The organism is Massilia sp. YIM B02769 (assembly GCF_030411995.1).
In the GTDB taxonomy this organism is placed as follows: domain Bacteria; phylum Pseudomonadota; class Gammaproteobacteria; order Burkholderiales; family Burkholderiaceae_D; genus Telluria.
Map to the genome: position 1 here is coordinate 84784 of NZ_JASNRC010000008.1, position 19499 is coordinate 104282.

Annotated in this window: 18 protein-coding genes and 1 riboswitch; of the genes, 6 read left to right on the plus strand and 12 right to left on the minus strand. The window is 67.2% G+C overall.

What is annotated here, in order from left to right; genetic code table 11:
* Positions 1 to 15: 15 nt before the first annotated feature.
* From QPK31_RS14180 to QPK31_RS14205, 6 genes are all read right to left on the minus strand, one after another.
* A complete protein-coding gene (locus tag QPK31_RS14180; protein WP_229438744.1) occupies positions 16 to 330 on the minus strand; it encodes a hypothetical protein in 315 nt (104 codons plus the stop codon).
* Positions 327 to 992, minus strand: a complete 666-nt coding sequence (locus tag QPK31_RS14185; protein WP_290423577.1) for a thiol:disulfide interchange protein DsbA/DsbL — start codon at positions 990 to 992, stop codon at positions 327 to 329. Before QPK31_RS14185 ends, QPK31_RS14180 begins: the two co-directional genes overlap by 4 nt.
* Before the next feature lie 307 nt (positions 993 to 1299).
* Positions 1300 to 2175 (minus strand): cobalamin-binding protein, encoded by an 876-nt coding sequence (locus QPK31_RS14190; protein WP_290423578.1) that lies wholly within the window; start codon positions 2173 to 2175, stop codon positions 1300 to 1302.
* On the minus strand, positions 2172 to 2975 hold the full coding sequence (locus QPK31_RS14195) for an ABC transporter ATP-binding protein (protein WP_290423579.1): 804 nt from the start codon (positions 2973 to 2975) through the stop codon (positions 2172 to 2174). Before QPK31_RS14195 ends, QPK31_RS14190 begins: the two co-directional genes overlap by 4 nt.
* 20 nt (positions 2976 to 2995) lie before the next feature.
* Positions 2996 to 4054: an iron ABC transporter permease gene (locus tag QPK31_RS14200; RefSeq protein ID WP_290423580.1), complete on the minus strand. Its 1059-nt coding sequence runs from the start codon at positions 4052 to 4054 to the stop codon at positions 2996 to 2998.
* A gap of 12 nt (positions 4055 to 4066) precedes the next feature.
* Entirely contained in the window at positions 4067 to 6010 is a 1944-nt protein-coding gene (locus QPK31_RS14205; protein WP_290423581.1) for a TonB-dependent receptor, read from the minus strand.
* A 171-nt stretch (positions 6011 to 6181) separates the two neighbouring features.
* A riboswitch (cobalamin riboswitch) is annotated at positions 6182 to 6413 on the minus strand.
* Positions 6414 to 6595: 182 nt separating this feature from the next.
* On the opposite strand from QPK31_RS14205, the gene QPK31_RS14210 reads away from it, so the two are divergent.
* Positions 6596 to 7405: a class III extradiol ring-cleavage dioxygenase gene (locus tag QPK31_RS14210; protein ID WP_290423582.1), complete on the plus strand. Its 810-nt coding sequence runs from the start codon at positions 6596 to 6598 to the stop codon at positions 7403 to 7405.
* Between the two features lie 153 nt (positions 7406 to 7558).
* Here QPK31_RS14210 and ylqF read toward each other — a convergent pair whose 3' ends face one another.
* The gene (gene ylqF / locus QPK31_RS14215) at positions 7559 to 8506 is read right to left on the minus strand and encodes a ribosome biogenesis GTPase YlqF (protein WP_290423583.1); all 948 of its coding nucleotides are present in this window, start codon (positions 8504 to 8506) and stop codon (positions 7559 to 7561) included.
* A 196-nt stretch (positions 8507 to 8702) separates the two neighbouring features.
* On the opposite strand from ylqF, the gene QPK31_RS14220 reads away from it, so the two are divergent.
* Positions 8703 to 8942, plus strand: coding sequence for a hypothetical protein (locus tag QPK31_RS14220; RefSeq protein ID WP_290423584.1), 240 nt, complete (start codon positions 8703 to 8705; stop codon positions 8940 to 8942).
* 244 nt (positions 8943 to 9186) lie between these two features.
* Here the strand turns inward: QPK31_RS14220 and QPK31_RS14225 are convergent, their stop codons facing one another.
* From QPK31_RS14225 to QPK31_RS14245, 5 genes are all read right to left on the minus strand, one after another.
* The gene (locus QPK31_RS14225; protein ID WP_290423585.1) at positions 9187 to 10080 is read right to left on the minus strand and encodes a hypothetical protein; all 894 of its coding nucleotides are present in this window, start codon (positions 10078 to 10080) and stop codon (positions 9187 to 9189) included.
* Between the two features lie 137 nt (positions 10081 to 10217).
* On the minus strand, positions 10218 to 11495 hold the full coding sequence (locus QPK31_RS14230; protein ID WP_290423586.1) for a hypothetical protein: 1278 nt from the start codon (positions 11493 to 11495) through the stop codon (positions 10218 to 10220).
* Entirely contained in the window at positions 11485 to 12363 is an 879-nt protein-coding gene (locus QPK31_RS14235) for a hypothetical protein (protein WP_290423587.1), read from the minus strand. Before QPK31_RS14235 ends, QPK31_RS14230 begins: the two co-directional genes overlap by 11 nt.
* Positions 12364 to 12633: 270 nt before the next feature.
* Positions 12634 to 12837 carry a hypothetical protein gene (locus tag QPK31_RS14240; RefSeq protein WP_290423588.1) on the minus strand — a complete coding sequence of 68 codons (204 nt, stop codon included), beginning with the start codon at positions 12835 to 12837 and terminating at the stop codon, positions 12634 to 12636.
* 25 nt (positions 12838 to 12862) lie between these two features.
* Positions 12863 to 13792: a histone deacetylase family protein gene (locus QPK31_RS14245; protein WP_290423589.1), complete on the minus strand. Its 930-nt coding sequence runs from the start codon at positions 13790 to 13792 to the stop codon at positions 12863 to 12865.
* Between the two features lie 170 nt (positions 13793 to 13962).
* On the opposite strand from QPK31_RS14245, the gene QPK31_RS14250 reads away from it, so the two are divergent.
* Genes QPK31_RS14250 through mltB form a run of 4 tightly spaced genes read left to right on the plus strand, consistent with a single transcriptional unit; the run spans position 13963 to position 19104 of the window.
* Positions 13963 to 14883, plus strand: a complete 921-nt coding sequence (locus tag QPK31_RS14250) for a MoxR family ATPase (protein ID WP_290423590.1) — start codon at positions 13963 to 13965, stop codon at positions 14881 to 14883.
* Positions 14884 to 14888: 5 nt separating this feature from the next.
* On the plus strand, positions 14889 to 15905 hold the full coding sequence (locus tag QPK31_RS14255) for a DUF58 domain-containing protein (RefSeq protein ID WP_290423591.1): 1017 nt from the start codon (positions 14889 to 14891) through the stop codon (positions 15903 to 15905).
* On the plus strand, positions 15902 to 17923 hold the full coding sequence (locus QPK31_RS14260; protein WP_290423592.1) for a DUF3488 and transglutaminase-like domain-containing protein: 2022 nt from the start codon (positions 15902 to 15904) through the stop codon (positions 17921 to 17923). The genes QPK31_RS14255 and QPK31_RS14260 overlap by 4 nt, the downstream gene beginning before the upstream one ends.
* Entirely contained in the window at positions 17920 to 19104 is a 1185-nt protein-coding gene (gene mltB, locus QPK31_RS14265; RefSeq protein WP_290423593.1) for a lytic murein transglycosylase B, read from the plus strand. Before QPK31_RS14260 ends, mltB begins: the two co-directional genes overlap by 4 nt.
* Positions 19105 to 19499: the final 395 nt, after the last annotated feature.

The following is a 19499-nucleotide window of genomic DNA, read 5'->3' on the forward strand; positions in this document are numbered from 1 at the left end:
CGGTTCCGTTGCTCTTTACTTGCGCTCGGGCTTGACGTGGGTGAAGCCGTACCACAGGTGTTCCCACCAGTGTTCGCGCGACTTCACCGTGTACAGGCAGGCTTTGTCCACGCCGCTCTTGAACACCGGGTCCGGGCATTGGTTGGTGATCAGGGCGTAGCGCTGGTTTTCCGCATTCACGAGCGTGATGCAGAGCCAGATCACCAGCCCGAGCAGGATCACGACCAGCGACCACGCGATGTGGTTGACGTTGCTGGTCTCGAACAGGTCCTCTTCACGAGGGCGGGCGCCCTCGTACATGGCCAGGACCTTGCCTTCCGTATCGCTCATTTCGTCTTGGCAGCTTTCGCGACAAGGGCATCCATCACCTGGAAGCTCGCCTGCATCAGTTGGTTACGGTCGGTGATCTTCAGCTTTTCCGACACCATGCCCGGCGAAGTCTGGTACTTGCCGTCGATGATGATGGTTGGCGTGCCGCTCACCTGGTAGGCATTCGTGATTTGCGGCAGGCGGCGCAGCTTGGTGGTCACACTAAACGAGTTCCAGGTTTCCAGGAACTTGGCGCGGTCGATGCCGTTCTTCGATACCCAGTCGATGATCTGCTCGTCCTTCATCAAGCGCACGCGCTGGACGTGCACGGCGTGCAGGATCTTCGGATGGAATTCGGCCAGCTTGCCCATGGCTTCCAGCGTCAGGAACAGGTGTGCTTCCGGATCGGTCGGGCCCTGGAAAGGAAGGTGGATACGGCGCAGCACGATGTTGTCACCCTGCTTTTTGACCCATTCGTTCAGGCCAGGTTCCAGCGCGTAGCAGGCCGGGCAGTGGTAAGCGAAGAACTCGACCACTTCGACTTTCTTGCCGGTCGCCTGGACTTGCTGCGGCGATGCCAGGGTCACGTATTCGACGCCGTTCTGCGGATTGGTGGGCGAAGCGAAAGCGGTGCTGGCAACCAGGCTGGCGGCGGCGATGGCGAAACGCAGGGAGCGGCGCATAAATATCCTTCTTGTTTGGAAGTTGAAGAAAACGATCGCGAGATTACCACTTTTTTGGCTCGGCCAAGAAGAGCGGCGCGATTTCTTGCAATTGGTTACGGCTGTAACAGGAGCATACGGAGGATGTAAGGTGGGCACCCCGTGCCCACGCGGAACGATGAGCAGGGTTGGCAGGGTTTCATCCTGTACAGCAAATGCATCGAAACATATTCGAATGATCACTCGACAGCGCTAACAATATGTTGCCTCCGTGGTGAGACCCGAGCTAACGCCACGCACGCTTCCGCGTGGGCACGGAGTGCCCACCCTACCGAACGCGACGGCTACGAGCCTCGTCCAGGCGCGCGCACAGGGCGGCGGCGCCATCCACCACGCGCGGCCCCGGCCGCGTCAGCAATTCCTCGTCCAGCGTGAACAGGTTGTTGCGGCGCACGGCCGTCATGCCCTTGTACGGCAGCCAGATCGACAAGCCGCGATCCTGCGGGGTGTACAGCTTGCCACCGACGATGGCCTCCGGGTCCCGCTGCACCACGGCTTCCACGCCCACCTGCGGCGCCACCGTCTTCAGGTCGCCGAAGATGTTGCGCCCGCCGCAGGCGCGGATGGCGTCGCTGGCGATCTGCTCGCCGTTCAGGGTGTACAGCGGGCTGTCCCAGGCTTGATAAAAGACGGTCACCGGCGGCCGGCTGGCGTAGCGCGTGCGCAGCGCCGTGAGCTTGGCGCGATAGGCGCCGGCGGCCGTCTGTGCCGTCGCCTCGGTGCCGAGCAGCTGGCCGAAGCGCAGCAGGCTGGTCGCCACCTCGTCGAGCTTGCGCGGCTCGCTGTGGAAGACCGGGATGCCGAGCCCCTGCAGCTGGGCGATCTGGCGCGCCGTGTTCCCGCTTTGCCAGACGATCAGCAGGTCCGGTTTCGTCGCGATCACGCGCTCGATGTCGATCTGGCTGTTCGAGCCGATGGGGGGAATGCTGCGCGCCGCCGCCGGGTAGTCGCTGTAGTTCATGGCGCCGACGATGCGCGCGCCGCCGCCGGCCGCGAACAGCAACTCGGTGATGTGCGGCGCCATCGAGATCACGCGCTGGGCCGGGCGCGCCAGCGTGACGCGCGCGCCGGCGTCGTCGACCACGGTGATGGCGGCCTGCGCCGAAGCGGCGAGCATGAACAAGGCGAGAAAGAGCGCTTTCATGGGATGTTCCGGATCGGCGTGATGGCGGCGTTCGATTCTGGCGCATCCGGCAGGAACACTGTGCGCGCGCCGTGGGCAATGGCCGCGATCGGGTGGCCGAGGCAGGCGCTCAGCAGGTCCGGGCGCATCACCTGCGCCGTGGTGCCGGCATGCCAGCTGCCGTCGCCGTTCAGCAGCAGCGCGTGGGTGGCGCCGCTCCAGGCCAGGTTCAGGTCGTGGCCGACGCTGACCACCGCCCTGCCCTCGCGGCACAGCTTCGCCATCAGCTCGGTCACGGCCACCTGGTGCGCCAGGTCGAGGGCGTTCGCCGGCTCGTCGAGCAGCAGCAGCGGCGTGTCTTGCGCCAGCAGCGCGGCAATCGCCACGCGCTGGCGCTCGCCGCCCGACAGGGTGCGCACGTCGCGCTCGGCCAGATGCAGCACGTCGAGCGTGCGCAGCGCGGCTTCGGCGGCGGCGTGGTCGTCGCTGCCTTCCCAGTAGCGGTCGGCGTGGTAGGGGTGGCGCGCCATCAGCACGGTCTCGATGACGCGATAGGCAAAGGCGTCGCCGCGCGCTTGCGCCAGGTACGCGCGCTCGCGCGCCAGCGCCGGCAGCGGCCAGTCGGCGATGGGCTTGCCGGCCAGGGCCACCTGTCCGCCGTCGGGCGCGCGCAGGCCGGCCACGGTGCGCAACAGCGTGCTCTTGCCGGCGCCGTTCGGGCCGATCACGCACCAGCTTTCGCCGGCGTTGACGCGCCAGTCCAGGTGCGCGACGAGCAGGCGGCCATCGACGCGCAGGGTCAGGTCTTGAATAAGGATCATCGGCTGGGTCATCGGCAGAGTCAGCGGCGGCGCAGGTGAAGTTGGTGAAGCTGGAACAGGAACACGGGCACGCCGATCAGCGAGGTCAGCACGCCCACCGGCAGCTGCTGCGGCGCCAGTACCGTGCGCGCCAGCGTGTCGGCGAGAAGGAGGAAACTGCCGCCAACCAGGGTGGCGGCGGGCAGCAGGATCCGGTGGTCGGGGCCGAAGGCATGACGGCAGGCATGCGGCACCACCAGGCCGACGAAGCCGATGCTGCCGCCGCTGGTGACGGCGCAGGCGGTCAGCAGGCCCGAACACAGGAAAAGAAAACGGCGCTGGGCGGCGACGTCGACGCCGAGCGCCACGGCGGCGTCGGCATGCAGGGCCATCACGTTCAGCGCCCGCGCGCGGCGCAGCGCCAGCAGCACGGCCGCAAGCAGCACGATCCAGGGCAGCAGGCGCCAGCCCGACCCGGCCAGGTCGCCGATCATCCAGAACACCATGCCGCGCAGGCGCGACTCGGGCGCCACCGACAGCATCAGGGTCACCAGCGCCATGCAGGCCGAGGCCAGCATCACGCCGGTGAGCAGCAGCACGCCGGACTCGCCGGTGCGCACCGCGCCGCGTCCGCCGCCAAGATCACGCCGCGCCAGCAGATACAGCAGCAGCGAGATCCCGACCGCGCCCGCGAGCGCGCCGAGATCGACCATCCACAAGGCCGCACCGAACAGCAGCGCGGCCAGGGCGCCGACGGCGGCGCCGGCCGAGACGCCCAGCACGTAAGGGTCGGCCAGCGGATTGCGCACCAGCGCCTGCATCATGACGCCGGCCAGCGCCAGCGCGGCGCCGGTGGCAAAGGCGCTGCTGGCGCGGCCCAGGCGCAGGTCGAGCAAGGTGGCGGACATGCCGCTTGGGTCTCCAACGATCAGGCTCGATAAGGCCTGCGGCACATCGGCGAGCGGTACCGGCACCGAGCCGGCCAGGCCGGCAGCGGCGAACACCAGCAGCGCGAGGAAAGCGAGCGCGCTTAGCACAGCCAGCGTTCCACGCTGGCTGTGCACACGCTGGGTCCTCGACGCTGCCGGCAGGACGCTCATCGGCTTACGCTATTAAAAATCGTAGCGCGCCGAGAGCTTCAGCTGGCGGCCGTCGCTCGGGTAGATGCCGCCGCGGCAGCTGAAGGCGTTGCTGTAGTACTGGCGGTCGGCCAGGTTCAGGCCATTCACCGCGAACTCCCAGTTGCCGACCTTTTGCGCAAAGCGGGCATCGATCGTCGTGTACGACGGAATGCGCGCGTTGCAGGTGTTGCCGAAGTCGTTGCCGTAGCGCTGGCTCGAGACGTACTGGGCGCCGATGTCGGCGGTCTGGCCGGTGCTCGGCATCCAGGCCAGGCGCGCGGTGACGACGTTCTTCGGCACCAGCACCATTTCGCGGCCGGCGTTCGGGCCGTCGGTGAACTTGGCCTTCACGTGCTGCAGCTGGCCGGTGATGCGCCAGTCGGAAGCGAACGTCAGGTGGCCTTCGACTTCGGCGCCCTGGCGGCGGGTCGGGTCGAGGTTGGTATTCGCGCCGAAGCCGTCGATGGTCGGGTCGAAGAAGATCTCGTTCGTCAGGCGGTGGCGGAACACGCGCGCGCTGATGCGGCGCGCATCGCTGCCGGCGGTCACGCCCAGTTCCAGGTCGCGCGAGGTTTGCACGTCGAGCAGGCCAAGCGAGGAACGGTAGCCGTTTTCGTCGGCGTTCGGGATGCGGTAGCTTTCGCCCGCCTTGGCATGCACGGTGATGCCGGCGATTGGATCGATGCTGCCCTCGACGCTCCAGCCGTTCTGCGACTGCTCGCCCTTTTCGGTGGCAAAGGCGCTGGCGTCTTCCTTGTCGAAGCGCTCGTGGCGCGCGCCGACGGCCAGGCGCGCGTTGTAGACGCTGGCGAAGCGCATCTCGTCGCGCAGGTAGATCGCCTTCGCATCCTGGCTCGACTCCGAACCGAAGCTGGTGCTGCGCTCCCAGCGCGTCAGGTCGACGCCGGCCACGAACTCGTTCAGCATGCCGTCGCGGCGCGAAATCTGACGCAGGCGCGGCGAGAACTGGGTCTGGCGGCTGTGGTAGGTGGACTCGGACAGGCCGCTGCCGAAGTCGTAGGCCGACTGCACTTCGCGTTCGCGGTGCGACAGTTCGGCCGCCAGTTCGACGCTGCCGATGCGGTGTTCGCCGAACAGGGTGATGCGGTCGCTGTCGAGCGAGCCGAAGTCGTTCGGGGTGTTGGTCTGGCGCGGGTTGGCGTCGAATTCCGCCTGGGTCAGCGAGCCCGGGAGGCGCCCGTGCTGGCGCGCGCTTTCCACGCGCATGCCGACGCGCGAACCGTCGACGGCCCACTGGAAGCCGCCGCTGATCGACTTCTGGCGGAAGGCGTTGTTGTCGCGGTAGTTGTCGGTGCCCTGCTTGTCGGCGGCCAGGTCGAAGGACAGCGGGCCTTCGCCGTGGCGCACGGAGGCGCGCGCGTCGTACTGGTCGAAGCGGCCGCCTTCCAGGCTAAGCGAGCCGTGGTAGCCGGCGTCGGCGCCGCGCCTGGTGATGATGTTGATGACGCCGCCGGTGGCGCCTTCGCCGTACAGCACGCTGCTGCCGCCGCGCGTGATCTCGATGCGCTCGACGGTGTCGACCGGGATCGACGACAGGATCGGACCGGCCAGTTCGTTCTCGTTCAGGCGCACGCCGTCGACCAGGATCACCATGTTCTGGCTGCTGTTCGAGCCGAAGCCGCGCAAATCGAGGCCGAAGTCGGGCGAGCCGTCCAGGCTCTGGCGGCCGAACACGCCGCCGATCTTGCGGATCGCGGCGTTCACGTCATTGGCGCCGGCGCGGCGGATGTCGTCGGCGGTGATCACGGTGGCGCCGATCGGCGTCAAGGCCGCGTCGCTGGCGAAGCGGGCGCCGGTGACGTTGACGGTGGCAACGGCCTGCTCGGCGCTGGCGGCATTGGCGAACAGGGAAAAGGCACAGGCAAGCACGAGCGGCTTGATCGCCGGCGCGCTGGTCGGAACAGCAAAAGTCATGATGTTGTTATATTCGATAAGTGTGCACCCGGCCCGCGTCCCCGCAGGCCGGATTCAACGAACATTGCAGAGCGCCTAACAAAAGGCCCAGGGCAAAGCGCATCGTCGAAGACAGTACGCGCGTACGGCGAGACGATGCAACGCCGCCATGGGGCTTTTATTAGACGCTCGCAGACGTCCACCTGTTCTGGCCGGTATCCGGGCTGGCAAGTCGAACCGCCTCACCTTCCTGTGCGTCGTCGCACAGTGGTATTCGAGGCGGCCTGTCGCCGGGGCGACGCTTGTTGACCGTTGCGGGGGCAGCACACCTGGGCCGTGCGCCGGAGGCGCAGCTGGCATCGTGTTTCCCGTTTAACTGCGCACGCCGATTGCGCGCGCGGGCACCAGAACGGGGCGGATTATATAACGGGCAAGGGCTTTCGTTCATGGCCGTGGGCCGCGGGGGTGCATGATCGGAACACGGTGGGTTCGAGAACCCACCCTGTAACGGCGCGGTCTTGTAGGGCGGGGTCTCGAACCCGCCACCACGCGACATTTCCGAATCGGCTACCATCAAACTCTGTCGCCACATGAAGGAGCCCCGCCATGACCACCCGCCTGCCCACCTATTTCGTCTCCCACGGCGGCGGCCCCTGGCCCTGGCTGAAGAAGGAATTCGGCAGCGCCTACGACCAGCTCGAAGCCTCGCTGGTCGCCATCCCGCGCCAGCTGACGCTGCGCCCGAAGGCGGTGCTGGTCGTGACCAGCCACTGGGAAGCGCCGCGCTTCATGGTGTCGTCATCGCCGGCGCCCGGCATGATCTACGACTACGGCGGCTTCCCGCCGCACACCTACCAGGTGCGCTACCCCGCCCCGGGCGACCCGCAACTGGCGGCGCGCGTTGCGGGCCTGCTGAACGAGGCCGGCCACCCTGCCGCGCTGGACGCCGAACGCGGTTTCGACCACGGCACCTTCTCGATGCTGTATCCGGTGTATCCCGAGGCCGACATGCCGGTGGTGCAGCTGTCGCTGCGGCGCGACCTCGATCCGCTGGCGCACATCGAGGCGGGGCGGGCGCTGGCGCCACTGCGCGGCGAGGGGGTGCTGATCATCGGCAGCGGGCTGTCGTTTCACAATTTGCGCCAGTTCGGGGCCAGCGGGCGCGAGGCGTCGCACGGGTTCGATGGGTGGCTGAACCGGGTCTTGCTGGGATTGGCGCCGGGGGAGCGGACGGCGGCGCTGCTGCGCTGGGAGGAGGCGCCGTCAGCCAGGGCGGCGCATCCGAGGGAGGAGCATTTGCTGCCGCTGATGGTGGCGCTGGGGGCGGCGCAGCAGGAACGGGCCGAGAACGTGTATCACGAGGATGCGTTCTTTGGGAGTCTGGCGGTGTCGAGTTTCAGGTTTGGGGAGGTGTGATAGGCTGATCACTTAGAGACGGCGGCGGTAGGCGTGTGGCGCGACTGCCGGACAGGCCGCAGGCGGATCATCGTTCCGCGTGGGCACGGGGTGCCCACCCTACGTTGAAGCCAACGATGAACAGTAATGCCGGCTGATAGCCGGCGTCCGCCATTACGTGCCGCGCTTGCCGCGGGCGGCTTCTTCGGCCTTGGCGGCGGCTTTTTCGGCGGCGATGCGCGCTTTTTCGGCCATGGCGATGTCGTGGGCGGCAATGCGGGCGGCGCGGGTTTCCGGGGTTTCCAGGCTGATGCGGCCCAGGGCGCCGCTGCGGTAGTCGTGCAGCAGCACGTGGGCCGCCTTTTCGACGTCGAACTCGCCGCCGCGCACGCGGAAGCCACGGCGCGCCGCGACGTTCTCGACCACGGCGATGCCGTCCATGCCCTCGGTCTTGAAGCCGTAGCGGGCAGTCAGCAGCTGCGGGTAGCGTTCCAGCAGCAGGTCGCCCAGGAAGAAGGCGACTTCTTCCTCGATCAGGGCGTTGGTGCCGATCGCGTGGCTGGCGGCCAGCATCATGCCGTCGCTGTCCATCTCGATCTTCGGCCACATCAGGCCGGGCGTATCGACCAGCACCGTGTGCTTGTCGAGATACAGCTTTTGCTGGGTCTTGGTCACGGCCGGCTCGTCGCCGACCTTCGCCACGCGCTTTTTCAGCAGCGCGTTCATCAGCGTCGATTTCCCAACGTTAGGAATCCCCATGATCATGATGCGCAGCGGCTTGGTCGGCACGCCGCGGTGCGGCGCCAGGGACAACGCCAGTTGCGGGATGCGCGCCACGTCGAGCGGCTTCTTGGTCGTCATCGGGTAGGCGGTCACACCATCCTGGGCGTCGTAGAAGGCTTTCCAGGCGGCGGTTGCCACCGGGTCGGCCAGGTCGATCTTGTTCAGGATCTTCAGGACGGGGCGCTGGCGGAACTTGCGCATCTTGTCGACCAGCGGGTTGCAGCTCGCTTCGGGCAGGCGTGCGTCGAGCACCTCGATCACGAGATCGATGTTTTCCATCTGCTCCTCCGCCTGCTTCTTGGCGGAGTTCATGTGGCCCGGGAACCATTGTATCGACATGCTGTGCTTTCCAATTCTTTCTGACGAGGCGGTATTCTACGCGGCTTACCCCTGTGGCGTCGCCTCCCGCATGTCGCCAGGTGTCGGAATGTTTCCACAAGGAATTAAATTGGCTTGATCTGTTGCAATAGGGACGCACCGCCGCCCCGGCACCATGACGAGACCGGCCGCCTGTGGCCGGGTCGAGGAGAACATCATGGGGATCGGTCGCAACGTGGAAGTGTGGATTTTCGGGGCATTCCTGGTACTGGGCCTGGTGGCCTGCCTCGGCGGCCCGGCCGAACGCGCGGCGCCCGCGCCGCTGGCGAATGCGGCGGTCGAAGGCGAGATGGCGCTGCCGATCGATCCGCGCCAGCCGATGTACACGGTGTATGTGGTGGGCAAGCGGCCCAGCGCCGCCGAGAAACAGCGGATGAGCAAAGACAGCGCCGGGTAGACTACTGCAGTAACCCGTACGGTGGGCACTCCGTGCCCACGCGGTTACGTGCTCGTCCGCAGTCGGCTGCGGACGAGCATCGCTCGATACGCGTACAGCATGGAAGAGCTAGCGATGTGCTCCCGATACGCCGGCACCGTTCGCGCGTTTCGATTGCTTCCTTTGCAAACACAGCGCCAGCTTCCGCGTGGGCACGGCGTGCCCACCGTACGGTCGAGACCGCCGGCTGTGTTACCCGCCGCGATCAGCGCGACAAATTCTCCATATCCCGCCGCAGCACCGACGTGATCCCACCCCAGTTGCGGTCCGTGTAGTGCCCGTAATCCTCCCCATCGTCACGGAACACCACCGAGTGGTAGGCCCACTTCGCCCGCCCGCCCTGGTTGTTGCCCGCCCCTAGCGTGAGGTCGTTGCAGAACCAGTCGCCCGGATTGCACAGCGAGGTCCCCGAACTGCCCGCCGCCCCGCCCGAGCTGTGGTAGGCCACCACCTCGTCGTCCTGCCCCGGCAGCACGAACGAGTACAAGGTGCCGCGCGCGCCCGCGTACATGTAGAACCAGATGTTGCGCGTGTCGTTGTGGTTGTAGAGGGCGCGTGCGGTGGCCACCTTGTGCTGCTGGGCCAGCGGTTCGCCCGTGGCCCAGGCGCCGATGTCGGCCAGCTCGCTGCCGCCGGCGGAACCGGCCGCCGCCCGCACCCAGCGGATGTTCCAGCCGGTCTGGGACCCGCCGCTGCCGGTGCACACCCCTGCCCCGTTGGCCTGGGCATTCGTCACCGGCCGCGCCGAGCCGCCGTAGTTGGCCAGGGTGTAGCCGATCAGCATGTCGCCGGCGCTGTGCACGGCGACCGTGCACCAGTTCTGGCCGGTGCAGAAGCAGTCCAGCGCATTGCGCACGTAGCCGCTTTGCGAGGCGATGCCGCTCCTGCCGTCCCAGTTGACCGACTTCTTGTTGACGCCGGCCGGCGTGGCGTTCGGCCCGAAATAGGCGAAATCATTGTAGTTGCCGATCACCCCGCCGCCGGTGCGGCCGTGGATCCACAGGGTGTAGTTGGTGGCGCTGGCCACGCCGGCGGCAAGCATGCCGGGCAGGCACAGCGCCAGTGCGCGTCGTGCTGAAATGCGTACAGGACGTCCCATGTCTTCCTCCGTTGTTGTAACGGTCATCTAAGGACATGCGGCGCGGTGCGTCAATCGCGCGCAGGGTGGGCGTCGTGGGAAGGATACCGAACAGCAGGAAGAAAATGGTGGCGGCATCGAAACGCCGCCACCGTGGATCACCGGCCTGGCGTGCCGCACTCGCTCGGCGGCAAGGGCTGGGCCGGATCGAACTTCGCCAGGCTGTCGCGCGCCAGCTTGCGGTCTTTCGCAAACTCGGTCAGGTAGCGCTCGCGCTCCTCGCCGCCCGCTTCCGCGTCCGAAATGCCGTTCAGCGACTGCGTGCGGCTCTTCATCACCGGCCCTTCCAGGCGCGGCATCAGCTCACGGTCGGGGTCGGTGTTTTCCTTCAGCAGGTAGCCGTCGACGTCGCGCAGGGTCAAGGGCAAGGCCGGCGCGCCGTCATGCATCAGCTTGCCGAACACGACCAGCTTGATGTCGTTCGGCCCCGGCCCCAGCACCTCGTTGAAGGTGGCCAGCGCGAACGGCCTTCCCTTGGCGTCGTCGACGCGTCCGGTCACGACATACCGGCCCGGCGTGCGCACGTCGGCGCGCAGCACAAAGGCGAGCGAACCGTCGTCCACCGTTTCGCGCGGCGGCCCGGCCCATACCGCAGGCAGCTTCGGCGAATAAATGACGTCGAAGATCAGCGCCCCGTTCTTGCCGCCCGCCGTGTAGCGCACTTCGGTGCGGATGGTGCCGTGGAAGCCCGCCAGCCCGGTCTGGGCCGGCGTGAGCACGGCGGCATGGGCGCCGTCGCCGGCCACCGGATCGGCGCCGCCGCCATCGTCGGCAAAGGCCAGCGCCACCTGGGTGGTCGGGCGCGCGCCGGTCGACATGATGCCGGCCGCCACCGCGCGCGTGACCACCAGCGGCACCAGGCTGCCGTCGGGCGCCACCGCGCGCAGCGAAAAGGCGACCGATTCGTTGGCCGCCATGTAGACGCGCGACTGCGAGGTTTGCAGCAGGATGTTCGGGTCGCTGCTACGGTCGCCGGTGCGCATCGGGTTCATTTCGGTGACCGGCTGGTTCGGATAGGCCTGGTCGGGATTCTGCGACATCGGGCGCGAACCGGCCGGATACTTGCTGCCTTCGAGGTAGCTGCAATAGGTGTGGTCGGTCAGCTGTACGTGCTCGATCAATTGCTGGCGGCGCTCGGCGCGTTCGGCTGGAGACAGTTCCGCCGGCTGGCCGTCGACCTGGCCGAAGAACTGCGGCCCCTGCGGTGAGGGAGAAGCCGGCGCAGCTGCGACGGGCGCCGCCGTCTCGCCCGATCCGCGCAGGGCAAGCCAGGCGACCGCCGCCACCAGCACGGCCAGCAGCGCCAGCGGCAGCCAGCGGCGCAGGAAGGATTCCCCGCCGCCGGCTGGACGACCGCTTGGACGATCAGAGGGCACTGTTCACCACGGCATTGCGCACGACACCGACGATGCCGCCCCAGTTGCCGTTCGCGTAGTGGTTATAGGCCTCGGCGTCGTCGCGGAAGCTGACCGAGTGGTAGCTCCACTTGGCCGAGCCGCCCTCGTTGGCCGCCGTGCCCAGGGTCAGGTCGTTGCACAGCCAGTCGCTCGGATTGCAGTAGGAGCCGCCCGAGGCGCCGGCCACGCCGCCGGTACTGTGGTAGGCCACGGCTTCGTCGTCCTGGCCCGGCAGGATGCCGGAATAGGCCGTGCCCTTGGCGCCGGCATACATGTAGAACCAGATGTTGCGCGTGGTGTTGTGGTTGTACATGGCGCGCGCGGTGGTGGTCTTCAGGTCCTTGACCAGGTCTTCCGACACGGCCCAGGAGCCGACGTCGGACAGCTCGGAGCCGCCGCCCGCGCCCGATGCCGCGCGCACCCACTTGATGTTCCAGCCGGTTTGCGAGCTGCCGTCGGTGTTGCCGCAGACGCCGGACGCGTTCGCCGTGGCGTTCTTCTTCACGCGCGCCGAGCCGCCGTAGTTGGCCAGGGTGTAGCCGAGGATCAGGTCGCCGGCGCTGTGGGTGGCGATGTAGCACCAGTTGCCGCCGGTGCAGAAGCAGTCGAGCGCGTCGCGGATCTTGCCGCTCTGCGAAGCGATGCTGCTGCGGCCGTCCCAGTTGACCGACTTCTTGTTGACGCCGGCGGCCGTGGTGCCGGGTCCCCAGTAGGTGAAGCTGTTGTAGTTGCCGATCGCCCCGCCGCCGGTGCGCCCGTTGATCCACAGCGTGTAGTTCGCCGCTGCCGCGAAGCCGGACGCCGCCATCAGGCACAGCGCCAGCGCCATTTGAAATGCTTTCTTCACAATCTCCTCCTTCTTATTGGGTGGACGCCTGTGCCGGTCGCCATCGCTGCCGGCTGACGCAGGCGCAGCCGCTTGTTACGGCTGGGCTGACTGTATTCCGCGTATGTATGAGTGTCAATTGCACACGCGAAAGGACGAGAATGGTTTGCGGATGTGTGGTGTTAACGCCAGTGCAAGATGGATGCTGTGTCATTGTGGGTTTTGGCCATGACCGTACGGTGGGGTCATTGATGCCGGGGGCATCAATGACGTGCCCACGCGGAACGATGATCATTGTTGGAATGCGCCATATCGAAAATGAATGCGGCCTCGCGACGCATCAAAAAGCATATCGCCAACGTTGCCGTCCAAGATCGTTGTCGCGGAGCGCGTCATCACGGCAAACACATCAAGGTGACGCACGTAACCGCGTGGGCACGTCATTGATGCCCCCGGCATCAATGACCCCACCGTACGGTCGAGGCGGTCGTCCATGCGACGCCAGCAACTGGGATCGGCGTTAGTCCAGCTCGGCCAGCACCTTCAAATGCGCCACCACACTCCGCCCCAGCGACGACAACTCATACCCCCCCTCCAGGCAGCTCACGATTCTCCCCTGCGCATGCTCCTTCGCTACCGCCATCACCTCGCGCGTGATCCACGCATAATCCGCCTCGACCAGATTCATGCCGCCCATGTCGTCGTCGCGGTGGGCATCGAAGCCCGCCGAGATGAAGATCATCTGCGGCCGGAACGCGTGCAGCGCCGGCAGCCACTGTTCGCGAACCACCTCGCGCACGACGTCGCCGCCGCTGCGCGCCGCCACCGGCACGTTGACGCTGGTGGCCGTGATCGGCTCCGGCTCGGAATACGGATAGAAGGGATGCTGGAAGAAGCTCGCCATCAGCACGCGCGGATCGTTGCGGAAGGCGTCGGCAGTCCCGTTGCCGTGGTGGACGTCGAAGTCGACGATCGCCACCCGCTCCAGGCCATGCACCTCGAGCGCATGGCGCGCCGCGATGGCCACATTGTTGAACAGGCAAAAGCCCATCGGCTCCTTCGGGGTCGCGTGGTGCCCAGGCGGGCGCACCGAGCAGAAGGCATTCGCGATGCTGCCGGCGATCACCTCGTCGGTGGCGGCAACGGCCGCACCGGCCGCGCGCAGGGCGGCCTGGTAGCTGGCATGGCACAGGATGGTGTCGGCATCGAGCGGATAGAACTCGCCCTCAAGCGGCACATGGTCGCGCACCAGCGCCAGCGCGCCGGCGCTGTGGTTGCGCAGGATGGACGCTTCCTCGGCCAGCGGCGCCAGGCGGCGCTCGACCAGGCCGTCGAGCCGCGCCAGGATGAGCTGGTCTTCGATAGCCTGGAGCCGGTCGGGCGACTCCGGGTGCCAGTCGCCCATGTCGTGACGCAGGCAGTCGGGGTGGCTGTAGATTGCTGTACTCATGATGCGCTCGTCACGTGGAACCGGTAGTCCTGCTCATCCATACACCGGAAATATCCGTTCTCGCATAGAATCATCCGGACGGCCCTCCCCGCGTGGAAGAATAGTTGCCAATATCGCTAATCTACCATGCCGCCCGGGCCGTCGCACCATTCGACCATGGGAACCCAAGCATGTTCAACAAATTGCACGCCGCCGCCCGCCAGGTCGGCCAGATCGTCGTCGGCAAGGACCAGCAGGTGCGGCTGGCCTTTACCTGCCTGCTGGCCGGCGGCCACCTGCTGATCGAGGATGTCCCCGGCGTCGGCAAGACCACGCTGGCGCATGCGCTGGCCCTCTCGCTCGGCCTGAAGTTCAACCGCGTCCAGTTCACCAGCGACCTGCTGCCGGCCGACGTGGCCGGCATCTCGGTCTACGAGCGCGAAAAGAACGGCTTCGTGTTCCACCCCGGCCCGATCTTCACCCAGGTGCTGCTGGCCGACGAGATCAACCGCGCCACCCCGAAAACGCAATCCGGCCTGCTGGAGGCGATGGAAGAACGGCAAGTCACCTTCGACGGCGTCACGCGCGACCTGCCGGAGCCCTTCTTCGTCATCGCCACCCAGAACCCGGCGCACCAGGTCGGCACCTTCCCGCTGCCCGAATCCCAGCTCGACCGCTTCCTGATGTGCCTCTCGCTCGGCTATCCCGACCCGGCCGCCGAACGTGCCCTGCTGCTGGGCGAGGACCGGCGCGCCATGCTGCGCACCCTGCAGGCGGCCACCAGCCCGGCTGAACTGATGGATGCGCAGGCCGCGCTGCGCGGGATCCACGCCTCGCCCTCGCTGGTGGACTACGTGCAGGCCCTGGCCCAGGCTTCGCGCCAGGGCACGCTGTTCGCCGAAGGCCTGTCGCCGCGCGCCACCCTGGCCCTGCTCCAGGCCGGACGCGCCTGGGCCGCGCTCGAAGGCCGCGACCACGTGCTGCCGGAAGACATCCAGGCGGTGCTGGTGCCGGTCTGCGCGCACCGCCTGCGGCCGCTGCGCTCGGCGCAAGGCATGGCCCTGGCCAGCCGCGACCTGGTGCTGCAGCTGCAGAAATCGGTGCCGGTATAAACGCCATGGCGCAGGCGCAGGCAGAAACCGCGGGTTCCTTCCTTGGCCGCCTGCGCCGCAAGGCGGGCAGCCGCCTGGTGCGCGAACGCCAGCGAGACAGCGGCGCCCTGCTGCTCGGCCAGCGCCGCATCTACATCCTGCCCACCGGTCCGGGCCTCGGCTTCGGCGCGCTGATCCTGGTGCTGCTGATCGGCTCGATCAACTACAACCTCGGCCTCGGCTACGCCCTGACCTTCGTCGCCTTGTCCTGCGCCCTGGTCGACATGGTGCTCACCTGGCGCAACCTGGCGCACCTGGCGCTCACGCCGGGCCGCGCCACGAACGTGTTCTCCGGCCAGGAAGCGCTGTTCGAACTGCAGCTGTCGAACCCGGGGCCGCGCCACCGCTACGCGGTCTGGGTCGACGTCGCCGGCGTGGCCGAACCGCGCCATGTGGCCGACGTGGCGGCCGGCTCCAGTGCAAGTGTGCGCATCGCCGTGCCGACCGACACCCGCGGCTGGCTGGCGGCGCCGCGCCTGACGCTCAGCACGCGCTTCCCGCTCGGCCTGTTCCGCGCCTGGGCCTACTGGCATCCGGATGTGAACGGCCTGGTGTATCCCTTTCCCGAAGAAGGCGCGCCGCCGCTGCCGCAGGCAGCCGGTGGCCGCAGCGACGGCATCGGCCAGGCCGGCAGCGACGATTTCGCCGGCGTGCGCGCCTATCAGCCGGGCGACTCGATGCGGCGCCTGGCCTGGCGCCAGATCGCGCGCCTCGACCCGAACGACGGCGGCCAGCTCGCCACCAAGCATTTCGAAGGCGGCGCACGCGACGAGCTGGTGCTCGACCTGGCCAGCCTGCCCACGCAGCTCGACCTGGAAGCGCGCCTGTCGCGCCTGACGCGCTGGGTGCTGGAAGCGGAAAGCCGCGCCCTGCCCTATGCCTTCCGCCTCGGGGCCGAACACTACAACACCGGCAACGGCGCCGCCCACCAGGCGGCCTGCCTGCGCGCGCTGGCCTTGTACGGACACGGAGGCGCGCCATGAAGCTGACGCGCCTGGCCAACCTGCCCCGTGACAAGGCCGACACCCTGCTGCTGCTCGCCAGCGCGCTGCTGGTGCTGGCCCCGCACACCCTGCACCTGCCGCTGTGGGTCTCGCTGCTGTGCGGCGCCACCCTGGCCTGGCGCGCCGCGATCACCCTGCGCGGCAAGCGCATGCCGCCCAGCCTGATCCTGATTCCGTTGGCCGCCGGCGCCATGCTGGGCGTGATGCACACCTACCAGACCCTGCTCGGGCGCGATGCCGGCGTTGCCATGCTGGTGCTGCTGGTGGCCTTCAAGATGCTGGAGATGCACGCGCGGCGCGACCTCTTCGTGGTGGTGTTCCTGTGCTTCTTCCTGGTGCTGACCAACTTCTTCTACGAGCAGGGCATTGTCACGGCGCTGTTGATGTCGCTCTCGGTGCTGCTGCTGTTCACGGCGCAGATGAGCTTCCAGTTCACCGGCAAGGTGCCGCCGCTGCGCGAGCGCTTCCTGATGAGCGCGCGCATGCTGGGCCTGGCCGCGCCGGTGGCGCTGGTCCTGTTCTTCCTGTTTCCGCGCATCGAGGGCCCGCTGTGGGGCTTGCCGGGCGACGCCAACGGCGCGCGCTCGGGCCTGTCCGAGACCATGGCGCCGGGCATGCTGGCGAACCTGGCGCAGTCGCCCGAAACCGCCTTCCGCGTGAAGTTCTTCGGGCCGGTGCCGGAACGCGAGCAGCTGTACTGGCGCGGCCCGGTGCTGGGCGACTACGACGGCCGCACCTGGACCAGGCTCAGTCCTGCACAGCGCGGCCCGGCCGAGCGCGAGGCGCTCGCGAACCGGCGCCTGCCGCTGTCGGTGGCGGGCGAACCGCTGCGCTACGAGGTGACGCTGGAGCCGGCCAACAACCGCTGGCTGTTCGCGCTGGAGATGCCGGAGCGCCTGCCGGCGATGTACGGCAACGCCGCCCAGCTCAGCGGCGAAGTCGAAATGACGACCCTGGCGCCGATCGCCTCGCGCCTGCGCTACCAGGTGGCCTCCTTCATCCACTACCGCCTGCAGGCCGACGCCTTGCCGCAGGACGCCGACCAGTGGCTGCAGCTGCCCGCCGACAGCAATCCGCGCGCCGTGATGGCCGGGCTGCAGCTGCGGGCGATTCCCGACCCGGGCCGGCGCATCGAGTCGGTGCTGCGCAGTTTCCGCAGCGAGAACTACGTCTACACCCTGAACCCGCCGCTGCTGGGGCGCGACGCCGTCGACGGTTTCCTGTACGGCAGCCGCGCCGGCTTCTGCGAGCATTATTCCGGCGCCTTTGTGTTCCTGATGCGCGCCGCAGGCATTCCGGCGCGCGTGGTCACCGGCTACCAGGGCGGCGAGCTGAATCCCCTCGACGGTTATCTCACCGTGCGCCAGTCCGACGCCCACGCCTGGGCCGAGGTCTGGCTGGCGCGGCGCGGCTGGGTGCGCATCGACCCGACGGCGGCGGTGGCGCCCGAGCGCGTACAGCGCGGCCTGGAGGGCATCGTGCCGCAGCGTCCGCCCTTCGGCATCGACGGCCTGGGGCGCTTCATCAATATCGACGGCGAGGCCAATCCCTGGCTGGTGCAGATGCGTTATGCGGTCGGCGCCATGAACAACGGCTGGAACCAGTGGGTGCTGAACTACACGCCGCAGCGCCAGCGCGGCATGGTCGAGCAGCTGCAATCGTCGCTGCTCGACTGGCGCTTGCCGGTTTGGCTAGTCTCTCTGGCAATTGTGTTGCTGCTGGTACGCATCTGGCGCCAGCAGCGCGGGATCGACCCGGTCGATGCGCTATACTCGGCCCTGTGCACGCGCCTGTCCCGCCTGGGCCTGGCGCGCTCGCCAGACGAAGGTCCGCATGCCTACGCCGAGCGCATAGGCGCGGCCGGCAAGCTGGCCCCGGGCGCACAGGCCGCCGCGCAGGACTTCCTGCGCCGCTACAGCGCCTGGCGCTATGCACCGCGCCGCGCCGATGCCCAGCTCGCCGCGACACTGAAGCGTTTACTTTCTCAGGTCAGATGAAACAGTTCGCACCCGCATTCGCCTCCGTATTTGCCGCTCTCCTTCTTGCCGCAGCACCGATCCACCAGGCTGGCGCCGCCGACGGCGGCCAGGCCGCCAAGGCGCGCGCAACCAAGACCGCCAAGGCCAAGCCCGTTAAAACCAAGGCCAGGAAGACCGCAGCCAGGGCGGTGGCCGCGGCCGCTGTCGCCAAGTCCATCGACTACAGCGGCGAGCAGGTGAATTTCGCCGAGTGGCAGGCGGTGCGCGACTTTGCCGACGAGATGGTAGCGAAGCACGGTTTCGAGCGGGGCGAAATGGATACGCTGCTGCGCCAGGTGCGCTTCGTCGAATCGGCGGTGCAGCTGGTGAAACCGGCGCCGCCGGGCAAACCCAAGAACTGGCAAGCCTACAGCGAGCGCTTCATCGAGCCGATCCGCATCAACGCCGGGGTGCGCTTCTGGAACGAAAACGCCGAGGCCCTGGCGCGCGCCGAGGCCACCTATGGCGTGCCGGCCGAGATCCTGGTCGGCATCATCGGCGTGGAAACCGTGTACGGCCGCGATACCGGCCGCTTCCGCGTGCTCGACACCCTGACCACCCTCGCCTTTGCCTACCCGGAAGCGCCGAACCAGGCGGCCCGCGCCGCCTTCTTCCGCAGCGAGCTGGAAAACGCCCTGCTGCTGGCGCGCCACGAAAGGATCGATCCCTTTACCCTGCTCGGCTCGTTTGCCGGCGCGGTCGGCCTGCCGCAGTTCATGCCGGGGAATATCCTGAAGTATGGCGTCGATTTCGATGGCGATGGCCACATCGATCTGCGCGGCTCCACGAGCGACGCGATCGGCAGCGTGGCGAACTTCCTGGTCCAGCATGGCTGGAACCCGGCCGACAAGGGTCCGGCCGTGATCCAGGTATCGGTGGCGCCGAGCCGCGCCTGGGAGCCGCTGCTGGAGCGCGGCCTGAGCGCCAGCTTGCGTGGCGAGGAATTGCTGGGCGCCGGCGTCACGCCCGACGTGCCGCTGCCAGCCGACCGCCTGTATGGCCTGGTCGACCTGCAGAATGGCGCCGACCCGACCGAATACTGGGCCGCCAGCGGCAACTTCTTTGCCATCACCAAGTACAACCGCAGCTATTTCTATGCGATGTCGGTGCTCGACCTGGGGCGTGCGGTACGCGAAGCACGCGCGGATACGGTCTTGTAACGCAAGAAAGTTTGTAACAGGCTGTAACGGCTTGCCCTTAAGTTTGCTCTAATAAACACATTTTGACTCCGGGTACTCCCCCGGGGTACCCTCGTGTTTTCTTTTCTATACTCTATGGAAACTTTCTGTAGAGTTGCATACCCCCCATATTCTTGTCATTCAAGCATATCAATTTGAAACGTGCGGCAGGCAAAACCTGTTTCCTTTACACTCAAGTTTAACGAAAAAACAATTATTTTTTCGGTGAGTTTGTGAGAGAATTGCATTGCGGCTATTGTTGCGACTAGACAACAAACAGAGACTTTACTACCGAATTCTATTGCTCATAAGTACTAGACTCAAAAATAGTTGTACAATTGAGTAGATTTTTTCGAAAGACCTTCCGGAATCGAACC